This window comes from Pseudozobellia thermophila, from assembly GCF_900141855.1.
Classification (GTDB): domain Bacteria; phylum Bacteroidota; class Bacteroidia; order Flavobacteriales; family Flavobacteriaceae; genus Pseudozobellia; species Pseudozobellia thermophila.
Genome location: NZ_FQYU01000013.1, coordinates 38,248 through 51,882, shown reverse-complemented (window position 1 = coordinate 51,882; position 13,635 = coordinate 38,248). Strand labels below are relative to the sequence as shown.

The following is a 13,635-nucleotide window of genomic DNA, read 5'->3' as shown; positions in this document are numbered from 1 at the left end:
ACGTGAAACACCATTCAGATATAGTAAATCGCTTGCTCAGGGAAAAACTCGAACGTGAGACCCAGGCCAGAACCCGCCGTCATTTTATTAAAAGTTGTGCCCAAGGTATGGGAGGCCTTGCCCTTAGTTCCATCTTTATGGGATGCGACCCCTTGGGCAAACCCAAGGTTCGAACGGCGAACGGATTGACCGAAAGAGACCTCAACCCCTTATCTACCCTACCCCCACATTACAGCCCAAAGGTCAAATCGGTCATTTACTTGCACATGGCCGGGGCGCCTTCGCAATTGGAGATGTTCGACTACAAGCCGCAACTCCATAAATACGACGGCCAAGACTGCCCGCAATCGCTTCTCGAAGGCAAAAAATTCGCTTTCATCAAAGGAACCCCAAAGCTGATGGGACCGCAGGCGGAATTCAAGCAAGAAGGTGAATCGGGAAATTGGGTCTCCAATTTTCTGCCCCACTTTAAAAAAGTAGTCGATGAAGTGGCTTTTTTGAAAGCGGTACACACCGATCAATTCAATCACGGGCCTGCCCAATTGTTCATGCATACCGGTAGCCCGCGGCTAGGAAGGCCCAGCATAGGGTCTTGGGCAACCTATGGTCTCGGGTCCGAAAACCAGAACCTTCCCGGTTTTGTTGTACTTACCTCAGGGGGCAATACCCCCGATGCCGGAAAAAGTGTTTGGGGAAGCGGCTTTTTGCCCTCGGTTTACCAAGGTGTGCAATGCCGCTCAAAAGGAGATCCCGTACTTTATATCGAAGATCCCGACGGCATGTCGCGCAACCTGAAAAAGCGTACCATCGATGCCATCAACAAAATCAACAAAGAGGAATACGCCAAATACGCCGATCCCGAAATCCTGGCCCGGATCAACCAGTACGAAATGGCCTACCGAATGCAAATTGCCGTACCGGAGGTCATGAACATCAACAACGAACCGGAACATATAAAACAAATGTACGGGGTCGAACCAGGGAAGGAGTCGTTCGCCAATAATTGCCTCCTTGCCCGAAAATTGGTCGAGGACGGGGTACGGTTCGTCCAACTGTTCGATTGGGGCTGGGACACCCACGGAAACGTACGGGAAGGTTCAATAGATATGGGCCTCCGCAATAAATGCCGGGAAATAGACCGGCCCATCACCGCCTTGATCCTAGATTTAAAACAACGGGGGCTATTGGAAGACACCTTAATTGTTTGGGGAGGCGAATTTGGCCGGACCCCCATGCAAGAAAACCGGGGCAATAAGGAAATGGCCTATAAGGGCCGCGACCACCACGGGGACGCCTTTACCATGTGGATGGCCGGAGGCGGTATAAAAAAAGGCGCTTCGCACGGCCAAACAGACGACATCGGGTTCTCTGGGGTCGATGGTCGGGTATCGGTTCACGATGTACACGCCACCATTTTGCACCTATTGGGCTTCGACCACGAAAAATTCACCTATGAATTTCAGGGAAGACCGTTTCGTTTAACCGATGTAGAAGGCGAAATCATTAAAGAGATTTTGGCCTAGTATAGATTGTCCAAACCAACCCATATGAAAAAATACCATTTACACACCTTTTTTGCGGTGTTGCTCACCACTTTTAATGTTTATTCGCAAGAGAAAAAACTCTTATTCTTTCAAACGGATTGGGGACGCTCGACCTCTTGGGATGCCTTCTGCGAAAAAACCAAAGCCGCCGGTTATGACGGACTTGAAACCTGGTTTCCCAAAGATGAAAGGGAAGCTGAGGAACTACGGGAGGCATTGAACAAATACGACTTACAGGTGGGTTTCTTGAACGGAACCGACAAATCCGTTCCGTTCGAGGAAAGCCTAAGGGCCTATACCGAGAACTTCAAGAACATCATTGCTTGGAAACCGGCCTATATCAATTGTCATACGGGAAGCGATTTCTTTAGCTTTGAACAAAACAAGGCCTTTATCGATGCCGCGAACAAAATAGCAAGGAAAAACAAGGTCAGGATCTATCATGAGACCCATAGGGGCCGATTCAGCTTTAACCTTCCCGACACCCAAAAGTACTTGTCCGCCATTCCCGAACTAAAACTCACTTTAGATATCAGTCACTGGATGGTGGTCCACGAATCCCTACTGCAATCACAAGATTCCGAATTAAATGAGATCATCGATAGATCTTCGCACATACATGCCAGGGTCGGTCATGCCGAAGGACCTCAAGTAAGCGACCCGGAAGCTCCCGAATGGAAAAAAGCGGTCGGACGCCACCTCGATATCTGGGAAAAAATCATTAGAAAAAAATGGGAGACCCAAGATTTCTTTACCGTTACTACGGAATTTGGCCCGCCAGATTATATGCCCACGCTGCCCTATACCCGGGTACCGGTTTCCGATCAATGGAAGGCCAACACCTATATGATGAAAGCTTTAAGGGAACGTTTGAATATTGAATAGCAAACCATGGATGTTCTACAACAACTTTTAGGGCGACTTCACCCCTTGGTCGTACACCTTCCCATAGGATTTATAATGATGGGATTGCTTTTACAATGGTACGATCGCAAACAAGGCCAGTATGCACAAATAATTGCCTTCGTATACCTGTGGGCCGGCATCACGGCAACTTTGGCCTGTATTACGGGCTACCTTCAATATATGGGCGAGGGCTATTCCTTTGAAACCGTGGAACGGCATTTGTGGTCGGGTATTGCCACGGCCGTATTTTCTTTTTTAATGTACGGAAAACTAAAAGCCGCTTTTCTTTCCAAAGTGCCTATGGCCCTTTCCTCATTTTTCGTTTTAGCCCTCATTTCGTTTACGGGCCACCAAGGGGGCAACATAACCCATGGCGAAGATTACTTGGTCGAGCCCTTGCCAAATTCGATCAAATCGGCCTTGGGCTACGATACCTTCGAAGAAAAACAAATAAGCCTCACCGAAGGGAATTGGCAGAGTGCCTTATTGTACGAAGATGTAATAATGCCCATTCTGAACAACAAATGTGTCAGTTGCCACAACCCCAAAAAGAACAAAGGCGATTTGTTGCTCCATTCCCAGGAAGGCATTCTTAAAGGTGGCGAGAGCGGGCAGGTTGTTATAGCCCACGATGCTTCCAAAAGCGAGATTTTTTCCCGTATGACCCTGCCCATGGACGACGACGACCATATGCCCCCCGAGGGAAAGACCCAGCCCACCAAGGAAGAAATACAATTGATCGAGGCATGGATAGCGGCAGGACATCCGTTTGAGGGAACCGTAGGCGAAATAGGCCTGAAGAAAGAATTGTTCATTCCGTTTTTCCCGAAAAAACACGATACCGACCATCCCGATATCGAGATTACGGCCGCTTCACAAGACAGCATCAAGGCCATAAAAGAAACAGGGATCTATGTAGACCCCATAAGCGCAACGACCAACTTTCTAAGTGTATCCTGTATCAACCAACCCAATTTTGTCGATACCGACCTTGGCCTACTGCTACCTATCAAGAACCAAATTTCACGACTAGATCTGGGAGGCACGCAGGTTACCGATGCCATTGTTGAACAACTGAGATCCCTTCCCAACCTTACGGTTTTAAAGTTAGACCACACTAAAATTACAGGCAAGAACATTGGGGCATTGAAAGACCTACGGCATTTAAGGACAATCAATCTGACAGGAAGTGATTTTCAAGCTGACATTCAGGTGTTTTCAGACTTCAAAAACTTGAAAAAGGTCTTTTTATATAAGACAAAAACGAATTTCAACGGGGTTCGCAGTCTAAAAGGGGGAGAAATAAGTATTGATTTCGGCAATTATGAATTGCCCCCCATTCCTTCCGATTCAATCGTTTATTGACAAAAATCGGGTTCAAAAGAACACTCCTCTTTTAAAACCAAAAGAAATAACATAGCTTAGGGCAAACAATAACTACCCATGGAACCAAGCAAAAAAGCAGGCCTTTTTTTAGGCCCCCTTTTATTTTTCATCATTCTAGGCCTACCCTTTGAAATCGTCTCCGAACAAGGCGACAGTGTGATTGCCGTCGCCGTTTGGATGGTGACTTGGTGGATTACCGAAGCCGTTAGTATATCGGTCACGGCCCTTCTCCCCCTGCTCCTGCTCCCGATTTTAAAGATTATGGATATCGGCGAGGTAGGCGCCAATTACGGGAGTCCCATCATCTTTCTCTTTTTCGGAGGATTCGTACTGGCCTTGGCCCTCGAAAAAGTAAACCTCCATAAACGCATTGCCCTCAACATCATAAAAATCACGGGAACCACTCCCAACAAGGTGGTCCTCGGCTTTATGATCGCCACGGCCTCACTGAGCATGTGGATCAGCAATACCGCCACGACCGTAGTGATGCTCCCCATCGCCATGTCGGTCATCGGCCTCTTGGTCAACGATGCCGACGGCTTTACGAAGAACGACCGTAACTTTGCGCTCAGCGTAATGCTGGGCATTGCCTTTTCGGCCAATGCCGGGGGTGTTGCCACTGTCATCGGAACGCCGCCCAACTCGGTGATGATCGGCCTTTTGGAAAACGAATACAACATCGAGATATCGTTCTTAAAATGGATGGTTCTGGGCCTACCTTTTTCGGCCCTAATGATAGGAATCAGTTACCTAGTGCTCGTCAAATGGATGTATCCGAACAAACAGCTAAAATTCAACGCCTCCAAAGAGGTAATTGACCAAGAGCTCGAAAAATTGGGCCCGATGGACGGCAAGGAAAAAATGGTGCTGGCCATTTTTGGGGTTACCGTTTTTCTTTGGATTTTCAGGACGGTGATCAACGGTATTTTCCCGGCCTTGAAACTCAACGACACCATGATCAGTATAACGGCTGCCATAGCCATATTCGCCATCCCTTATAATTTAAGGAAAGGGGATTTTATACTCACCTGGAAGGATACCCAAAAACTGGCCTGGGGCATTCTAATTCTTTTTGGGGGCGGACTGGCCCTCGCCAAGGGCATGTCGGTAAGCGGTATCGTAGACGTCGTCTCGGGCGCCATTGCCGAAAGCGACATAGGCATCCTGTTCACCGCCATACTTTTGACGACCCTGATCCTCTTTATGACGGAATTGATGAGCAACGTGGCCCTTATCGCTGTACTCGCACCCGTGGTCGCGGGCATCGCCATCGGCCTTGAACTGCCCATACTGTACCTCCTTATTCCGGTCACCATAGCCAGTAGCTGTGCCTTTATGCTTCCCATGGCCACACCGCCGAACGCCATAGTTTTTGCCAGCGGCTATGTCAAGGTAGGCGAAATGGCACGGGTGGGCATCGTTCTGAACTGTATTGCCATTGTTATACTGATAGCGATGTTCCAGTTTGTGATCCCCCTACTTTTCTAACCCTGCAAAAACCGTATAAAAAGCAAAACCCCTGCATTAAATACAGGGGTTTTGGCTAGCTTACTCAAATATAAAGAACTTACTAATTCTTCCTTATATACGGATCAAAACCCTCCGGTAGATGTTCTTTGGTATCAAAATTTATGACTTCGTAGTCATTTTCATCTATATAGTTGAAATCGGCCACGTGCTTCGGAAAGGCATAGGCGTCAAAACCTTTGGGAAGGTATTTTTTCGTATCGATGCCCAAGTTCTCTTCATCTTCGATGAAATCGATCGCATCCAAATCGACATATAACTTATAGGGATCAAAATCTTCCGGAAGATAATCGGCCGTATCGAAGCCCAAATCATAATCGGTATCGTCTTCGATATAGGAAACGGAGTTGATTACCAAATCGTCCCGCTCACTTTTAGGGCCCGATGCAAATACTCCGTTGGCAAAGACCAACGCCATTAATACACTTACCTTAATATTCTTTTTGTTCATAACATTTGTAGGTTTGTCACATGAGTCTATATAACGCCGTATTATTTCAATATTGCATTTTATCATTGCGCCCCCGATGGGGCAATCTTCGCAAAAACAGCAAATTCGCATTCTGCGGCCCGTAAATATGCCAACTTCGCACTTTCCCATTTCAGCAAATGGCATCTTAACAGAAAAAGGACTGTATTTTTAAGCCCATTTTTTTTGATATTTTTTCATTCGGTGGCACACAACAAATTACACTTCAACCGTTTACCGGTTTTTTTAGGACATTCAACGCATAGCACGGCACTGCGGTTGTCTTTCCCTACCCCTGATCCCGTGCCATCATTTCATAAACGGACGGCAGTACCCAAAGACCCAAAGTGGCTCCCTTCTTGCCACAGTATTTTAAAAAGCGAAGACAAAACCGCCTTGTTGGGCAGGGAACAGCTTATGATTTGATTAACAAAATCATATGTTTTTTTTTCAGTTCTTTGGTCTTTCGTTTATCCTTTTTAAGAATCGACCCAACCATCAAAACATGCCGAAGACGACCTTTTTAAGACTTGCCCTGTTATTGTTTGTCCTGAACACGGCCCATGCCGAGGCACAAATCTTCAAAAAGAACAAGCCTGAAACCTCCGAAAACAAGAAAGACGGTAAAAAAGACAAGATAAAGCCCTACGGCAAGGTCATTACCAAGGATGCCAAGACCGACAAGGGCCTTTTTGACGTTCATATCGTAGACGAAGACTATTTCTACGAAATACCCGATTCGCTTTTCAACAAGGAAATGTTGATGGTCAGCCGTATCTCGAAAACCGCAACGGGCATCGGTTTTGGCGGTGGCAAGATCAACACCCAGGTATTGCGCTGGGAGAGAAAACCGACCAAGGTGCTGCTGCGCGTGGTCAGCTACAATATTTACGCCGCCGACTCCCTACCGATACATGAGGCCGTGGTCAATTCCAATTTTGAGCCCATACTGCAGGCTTTCGATATCAAGGCGGTCAAAAAAGATTCGCTGAACCCCTCAACGGTGATACAGGTCAACGACTTTCTCGAAAAGGACGTAATGGCTATGGGCCTGCCCGAGCGGTACCGCGAACGCCATAAAGTTTCGCGCCTCGACGAGTCCCGCAGCTATATAGAAAGTATTAAGAGCTTTCCGATGAACGTTGAAAACAGACACGTTAAAACGTATTTGGCCAAAGAACCGCCCAGCAACGGAAGCCTGGGGTCTATATCGGTAGAAATCAACAATTCTATGGTACTGCTTCCCGAAACGCCGATGAAACGAAGGTACTTTGACGAGCGCGTCGGCTGGTTTACCAGTGGACAGACCGATTACGGACTCGATGTACAGGAAAGTAAGACCGTGAAATATTTAGATCGTTGGCGTCTGGAGGTAAAGGAAGAGGATATGGAGAAATTTAAACGCGGCGAACTGGTCGAGCCCAAAAAGCCCATCGTTTACTACATAGATAGGGCCACGCCAAAAAAATGGATTCCCTATATAAAGCAAGGAATAGAAGATTGGCAGGTAGCCTTTGAGGCAGCCGGTTTTAAAAACGCCATTATCGCCAAAGACCCGCCGAGCCCCGAGGAAGACCCCGATTGGTCGCCCGAAGATGTACGCTATTCCGTGGTGCGCTATCTGGCCTCCCCCATACCCAATGCCAACGGACCGCATGTGAGCGACCCGCGAAGTGGCGAAATCTTGGAATCGGACATCAACTGGTATCACAACGTAATGACCCTGCTCCGCAACTGGTTCTTTGTACAAACAGCGGCCATAAACCCCGAAGCCCGCGGAACCGAATTCAAGGATGAAATCATGGGCCGCCTGATCCGCTTTGTTTCTTCCCATGAAGTGGGCCATACCTTGGGCCTCCCGCACAATATGGGCAGTAGTGCCGCCTATCCGGTAGACTCGCTACGCTCGGCATCGTTTACCAAAAAGTACGGCACGGCCCCTTCGATTATGGACTATGCCCGGTTCAACTACATCGCACAACCCGAAGATGGGGACGTCGCCCTAATGCCCAACATAGGTATTTACGATAAGTATGCCATAAGGTGGGGCTACCGACCGATTCCCGACAAGACCGCCGAAGAAGAAAAACCGGTATTGGACCAATGGATCCTCGAGCATGCCGATGACCCATTGTACCGTTTTGGACATCAACAAGTGGGCGATGTCGTCGATCCCAGCTCACAAACCGAAGACCTGGGCGACGACGCCATCAAGGCCAGTTACTACGGCATCGAAAACCTCAAGCGCATCGTGCCCAACCTGATTACATGGACACAGGAAAAGGGAAAGAACTATGAAGACCTGGGCAAGTTGTACGAACAGGTTATCAGCCAGTTCAACCGGTATATGGGCCACGTGTCAAACAATATCGGGGGCGTATACGAACGGTACAAAACCTACGACCAAGAAGGGGCCGTATATACACCTGTCGCCAAGGAACATCAAGAAAACTGTGTGCAGTTTATACAGGAACAACTTTTTGAAACCCCCGAATGGTTGTTGGACCAAAATATTTTCAACAAGATCCAATACTCCGGTTTCCTGGAACAGGTACGCACCATGCAGGTCCGCGTCTTGAACAACATCTTAAGCCTGGGCAAACTGCAACGGATCATAGAGAACGAGACCGCCAACGGTGACCAGGCCTATCGCTTTACCCGTTTGATGGAAGATTTGCGCAACGGGATATGGGCCGAATTGAAGACCGGGAAGTCCATCGACACTTACCGACGCAACCTGCAAAAGGCCCACGTAGACCGCCTGGCCTACTTGATGACGGCCGAAAACCAGACGAAGCAGCCCAAATACGATGGCTATCAAAAATCTACCGTAGTCAATACCAGCCAATCGGACATCCGTTCGGTGGCCCGGGCCGAACTCGTCGCCTTGGAGCGTATGGTAAAGAATGCCATCGGCAGGACTTCCGACAGCATGAGCAAATACCACCTTCAGGATATCGAACACCGAATAGACTTGATTCTAAACCCCAAATAACGGGTTTTGCATAACCGATAAACCACAAGGTTCAACTACCGTACTTTGCAGTCGATCTTTGCTCCCTATCAAATGTCGGATTTGCCGACGAAATACATAATTCATCGATGTACGAACCATGCATACCACATTTTTAGGCTTTTTGACCACATACCAAGCGGCCTACACAACAACTTACAATTTCGTGCACCACTTTTGTCTACTTTAGTATCAGAAATCAAAAAAACACGTCCCATGTCAGAAAGATTCAAAAGTTCCCTTTACTTAGCCGCATTCATTTTAGCATCCATACTCTACTATAGCGAAACGAACACCGAAGAGGCTTCCCAAGGTCCGGAAATGGCATCGGCCGATATCGAACACGTTGCCACCGATAAGGCAGGGGACTAAAGACATATATTACCAAAACCTACTAGGCAAGGGTGTGATTTCACACTCTTTTTTTATGCCCAAAAGTCTCGGTACCACCTGTTAAACAATTTATAATTTTAGAGGATGCATTAAACCAAAACCCATTGGGGCCGTCATATAGGTGTAATTTCTAAAACATAAAAAAATGAAGAAAGTATTTGTTATAGTATTGTGCATGGTGGGCCTGACAGCGATGGCCCAGAAAGGAGAAAGAGGAAACAGGGGCATGAAAGACCTGAGTCCGGAACAAGTAGCCACGCTACAGACCAAAAAAATGACCTTGGCCCTCGACCTCACCCAAGAGCAGCAAGCAAAAATACAGGCCATTAACCTAGAACAGGCCAAGGAAAGAAAAGCCAAGATGGAAGAACGCAAAGCCGCCAGGGAAAAAGGAGAGGCCAAGAAACCCACTGCGGAAGAGCGATACGCCATGCAAAACGAGCGTTTGGACAAAATGATCGCCCACAAGGCCGAAATGAAGAAGATCCTATCCGAGGAGCAATATCAAAAATGGCAGAAAATGGCCCATAACAGAAAGAAAAAGGATGGAGACCGAAGAGGGAAGGAACGTCATTCGAGAAGGTAATTCCTTTCTTAAAAGCATTTTTAAGGCCGCCCGATCGGGCGGCCTTTTTATTGCCCCCTACCTCAACGGAAACAAGGAGGCCATAGCCCATACAATTTGTTAACTTCGCCCTTAAATCCCATACGAACACAAATCTTATCTTTCTTATGGATATCATACAAAAACTGGGGTTTGCCCAGAATGCGAAGTTATTGATCATACATGCCGACGATGCCGGACTTTCCCATTCCGAAAACCGGGCAACGATCCAGGCCCTCGAAAAGGGCTTTGTCAATTCGTACAGCATTATGGTACCTTGCCCGTGGTTTTATGAAATAGCCTTATATGCCAAACAAAACCCGCAATACGATTACGGAATCCACCTGACCCTGACCTGCGAATGGGCGAAATACAAATTCGGCCCCGTACTGCCCGTTTCCGAAGTGCCCAGCCTGGTCGACGAAAACGGCTATTTTTACAAAACACGCGAAGAGCTTCGAAGAAAGGCCTCACCCGACGATGTGGCCAAGGAGCTACAGGCCCAAATCGAAAAGGCCCTTGCCTTCGGGCTCCATCCCACCCATCTCGATTCCCATATGTACAGCGTGGGCGCCCACCCCGACTTTTTCAAGGTCTACCGGAGCATGGGCCAGAAGTTCGGCCTTCCGGTTCTGATGAACGGGCAACTGATGAAAATGGTCCAACTCGACCCAAAATCGAATTTGGAACTACATGATTTTACCATCGACAACGCCCACTTTGGCAATTTCGAGCATTTTGAAAACGGCCGGCTCTCAGAACACTACAGGGATATAATGGAAAACCTGCCCTGTGGCCTTAACCTCTTATTGATTCACCCGGCATTTGACGATAAGGAAATGAAGGGCATTACGGTCGACCACCCTAACTTTGGGTCGGAATGGAGGCAGATAGACCTTGATTTTTTTACCAATGACCGGAACAAGGGCCTAATCGACAAAAACCAAATACAACTGATTACCTGGGGCGACATCAATAAGGCGCTCAAATAAGCGCCCCATGACCCAGGTCGGGCATTTGAACATACCTCCATGCTTCATGGAAGCCCCGATGCCCCCGCAGAGCACTCAAATAAAGTCGATATTTTTGGGTACTTCGATTATTAATCGTAATATTGCAATATAACAATATGGAATATGGGCTTAGCAAAAACTGAGATATTTACCGATCGTCAAAACCAGATTGCACTGTTCGCCAAGGCCTTCGGCCATCCGGCACGGGTAGCCATATTACAGCATCTTTTTAAGATCAATGCCTGTATCTGCGGAGACTTGGTCGATGAAATCGGTTTGGCCCAACCCACAATTTCACAACATCTTAAAGAACTCAAGCAGCTCGGGCTGATAAAAGGCAACGTCGAGGGAACCAGTGTTTGTTATTGCATCGATAATGAAAGCTGGACAGGTATGAAGGAAACCATGCTCGAGTTCCTCAACCAAGACATCTCAAAAAAAGAAGATTGCTGTTAAAAAAATTTTAACCTATTTAATCGTAACATTACAATAAAAGAAGGATAGTTATGAAACTTTCAGAAATCAAGGAACATTTGTCAAAACTAGATCAAATTGCCTTCCAATTGCCCAACGGCGAACTGGTGCCCAGGCATTTTCACGTAACCGAGGTAGGTAGGGTAACCAAGCATTTTATCGACTGTGGCGGTACGGTGCGAAAAGAGGAAGTGGCCAACTTTCAACTGTGGGACGCCAATGACTACGACCATCGACTACACCCCGAAAAACTGACCCACATCATCGAACTTTCACAAAAGACCTTGGATTTGGACGACTTGGAAATCGAGGTGGAATACCAAGGCCGCACAATCGAAAAATTCGGTTTGGACTTCGACGGTACCCACTTCCTGCTTACCACCAAGCAGACCGATTGCCTGGCCAAGGACAAGTGTGGTATCCCAGAGGAAAAACCCAAGGTCAAATTATCGGAACTACAATCGAGCGGCGGATGTTGCTCTCCCCAAAGCGGATGCTGCTAACCTAAGTTTCACTTGAAAAACCCATACCCTTGTACAAGAAAATAGAGGAGACCCTATCGCGTCTCAACGTTGAAAGTATCGCGGAGGCCCGTAAAAATACCTTAAGACCCCTGGTTGAATTCATACAGGGAAAAGTAGACCGCAAAGAGACCGTACGTATTAATTTTATCTGTACCCACAACTCGCGTAGAAGCCATTTGTCCCAAGTTTGGGCCCAGGCCCTTGCCTCCTATTTCAACATAGGCAATGTATCCTGCTATTCGGGGGGCACCGAAAGTACGGCGCTCTTTCCCATGGTGGCCGAAACCCTGAAGCAGGCTGGTTTCAAGGTCTTTAAAATCTCCGAAACCGACGACAACCCGGTCTATAGCATCAAATACGACGAAAACGAGCATCCCATTATCGGATTTTCCAAAAAGCTGGATAGTGAATTTAACCCAAAATCCCATTTTGCGGCTGTAATGACCTGCTCGCAGGCCGATAATGGTTGTCCGTTTATCGCAGGGGCGGAAAAGCGTATCCCGATCACTTTCGAAGACCCGAAAGCATTCGACAACACCCCGCAACAGGCCGAAAAGTACCAGGAAAGGAGTATGCAGATCGCTACGGAATTGTTTTACGTTTTCTCTCAAATCAAACCCTGATTATGGCTGGAAAAAAACTGGGTTTTCTCGATAGAAACCTGACCTTATGGATTTTTGTCGCCATGCTCCTAGGAGTAGGCATAGGTTATTTTTTCCCTACGTTTCCGAACCTTGTCAATTCAATGAGCAGTGGGGCCACCAACATACCCATTGCCATTGGGCTGATCCTGATGATGTACCCGCCCTTGGCCAAAGTAAACTACGCCCTTCTGCCCAAGGTCTTCAAGAATGTCAAAATACTCTCCATTTCATTGCTCTTGAATTGGATCGTAGGGCCCGTACTCATGTTTTTTTTGGCCATCATCTTTCTTCGCGACTACCCGGAGTACATGGTCGGACTGATCTTGATCGGCCTGGCCCGCTGCATTGCCATGGTATTGGTGTGGAACGACCTGGCCGAGGGAAGCAGTGAATACGGTGCCGGACTCGTGGCCCTGAACAGTATCTTTCAGGTTTTCGCCTATAGTTTCTACGCGTGGATTTTCATTACCGTACTGCCCCCCTATTTCGGTTTCGAGGGGGCCATCGTCGATATCAGCATCGGGACCATAGCCGAGAGCGTAGCCATCTATCTGGGTATTCCCTTTCTATTGGGTATTCTAAGCCGATCCGTATTGGTACGGTTAAAGGGAGAGGAATGGTATAGCAAAAAATTCATTCCTACCATCTCGCCCCTTACCCTGATCGCCCTCTTGTTCACCATAGTGATCATGTTCTCGTTAAAGGGCGAACTGATCGTTCAGATCCCTATGGATGTACTCATCATTGCCGTACCCTTGTTGATTTATTTCGCCCTTATGTTCCTTATCGGCTTCTTTGTCACCAAGGCAACGGGTGCCGAATACGACAAGACGACGGCGGTAGCCTTTACGGCTGCCGGAAACAATTTTGAACTGGCCATTGCCGTTGCCATTGCCGTTTTCGGGTTGAACTCAGGGCAGGCCTTTACGGGCGTCATAGGCCCCCTGATCGAGGTGCCGGCCTTGATCCTACTCGTAAAAGTAGCCCTATGGGCAAGAAAGAAATACTATAAAAAAACCGTGGCTCAATAGGCTTGTGTACTTGCACTAACCATTTGACAAGGCAGGGCATGTTTAAAACATGCCCTGCCTTGCTTTATCCAAAAAACCCAAGTTTTCCTTACTCCCTCGGGCGAAAT

13 protein-coding genes are annotated in these 13,635 nt (G+C 47.5%); 12 read left to right on the top strand and 1 reads right to left on the bottom strand.

Annotated features, from left to right (window positions below; genetic code table 11):
* Positions 1-2 precede the first annotated feature (2 nt).
* The 4 genes from BUB37_RS19510 to BUB37_RS19495 all read left to right on the top strand — a co-directional run bounded on the left by BUB37_RS19510 (position 3) and on the right by BUB37_RS19495 (position 5,324).
* Complete coding sequence (locus BUB37_RS19510; RefSeq protein ID WP_317616559.1) at positions 3-1,523, top strand: DUF1501 domain-containing protein; 1,521 nt, start codon at positions 3-5, stop codon at positions 1,521-1,523.
* 24 nt (positions 1,524-1,547) lie between these two features.
* Entirely contained in the window at positions 1,548-2,429 is an 882-nt protein-coding gene (locus BUB37_RS19505; RefSeq protein ID WP_072995516.1) for a sugar phosphate isomerase/epimerase family protein, read from the top strand.
* Between the two features lie 6 nt (positions 2,430-2,435).
* A complete protein-coding gene (locus BUB37_RS19500) occupies positions 2,436-3,815 on the top strand; it encodes a c-type cytochrome domain-containing protein (protein WP_072995515.1) in 1,380 nt (459 codons plus the stop codon).
* 78 nt (positions 3,816-3,893) lie between these two features.
* Positions 3,894-5,324, top strand: coding sequence for an SLC13 family permease (locus tag BUB37_RS19495; protein WP_072995514.1), 1,431 nt, complete (start codon positions 3,894-3,896; stop codon positions 5,322-5,324).
* 82 nt (positions 5,325-5,406) lie between these two features.
* On the opposite strand, the gene BUB37_RS19490 is transcribed toward BUB37_RS19495, so the two are convergent.
* Positions 5,407-5,814 carry a hypothetical protein gene (locus tag BUB37_RS19490; protein ID WP_072995513.1) on the bottom strand — a complete coding sequence of 136 codons (408 nt, stop codon included), beginning with the start codon at positions 5,812-5,814 and terminating at the stop codon, positions 5,407-5,409.
* Positions 5,815-6,337: 523 nt separating this feature from the next.
* On the opposite strand from BUB37_RS19490, the gene BUB37_RS19485 reads away from it, so the two are divergent.
* From BUB37_RS19485 to arsB, 8 genes are all read left to right on the top strand, one after another.
* Positions 6,338-8,827, top strand: coding sequence for a zinc-dependent metalloprotease (locus tag BUB37_RS19485; RefSeq protein ID WP_072995538.1), 2,490 nt, complete (start codon positions 6,338-6,340; stop codon positions 8,825-8,827).
* 234 nt (positions 8,828-9,061) lie between these two features.
* Positions 9,062-9,217 carry a hypothetical protein gene (locus BUB37_RS21720; protein ID WP_170863197.1) on the top strand — a complete coding sequence of 52 codons (156 nt, stop codon included), beginning with the start codon at positions 9,062-9,064 and terminating at the stop codon, positions 9,215-9,217.
* Between the two features lie 166 nt (positions 9,218-9,383).
* On the top strand, positions 9,384-9,824 hold the full coding sequence (locus BUB37_RS19480; RefSeq protein WP_072995512.1) for a Spy/CpxP family protein refolding chaperone: 441 nt from the start codon (positions 9,384-9,386) through the stop codon (positions 9,822-9,824).
* Between the two features lie 146 nt (positions 9,825-9,970).
* A complete protein-coding gene (locus BUB37_RS19475) occupies positions 9,971-10,834 on the top strand; it encodes a polysaccharide deacetylase family protein (RefSeq protein ID WP_072995511.1) in 864 nt (287 codons plus the stop codon).
* 144 nt (positions 10,835-10,978) lie between these two features.
* A complete protein-coding gene (locus BUB37_RS19470) occupies positions 10,979-11,311 on the top strand; it encodes an ArsR/SmtB family transcription factor (protein ID WP_072995510.1) in 333 nt (110 codons plus the stop codon).
* Positions 11,312-11,361: 50 nt separating this feature from the next.
* Positions 11,362-11,832, top strand: a complete 471-nt coding sequence (locus BUB37_RS19465) for a DUF6428 family protein (protein ID WP_072995509.1) — start codon at positions 11,362-11,364, stop codon at positions 11,830-11,832.
* Positions 11,833-11,861: 29 nt separating this feature from the next.
* Positions 11,862-12,476 (top strand): arsenate-mycothiol transferase ArsC, encoded by a 615-nt coding sequence (locus BUB37_RS19460; protein ID WP_244526907.1) that lies wholly within the window; start codon positions 11,862-11,864, stop codon positions 12,474-12,476.
* Between the two features lie 2 nt (positions 12,477-12,478).
* Positions 12,479-13,528 (top strand): ACR3 family arsenite efflux transporter, encoded by a 1,050-nt coding sequence (gene arsB, locus BUB37_RS19455; RefSeq protein WP_072995507.1) that lies wholly within the window; start codon positions 12,479-12,481, stop codon positions 13,526-13,528.
* Positions 13,529-13,635: the final 107 nt, after the last annotated feature.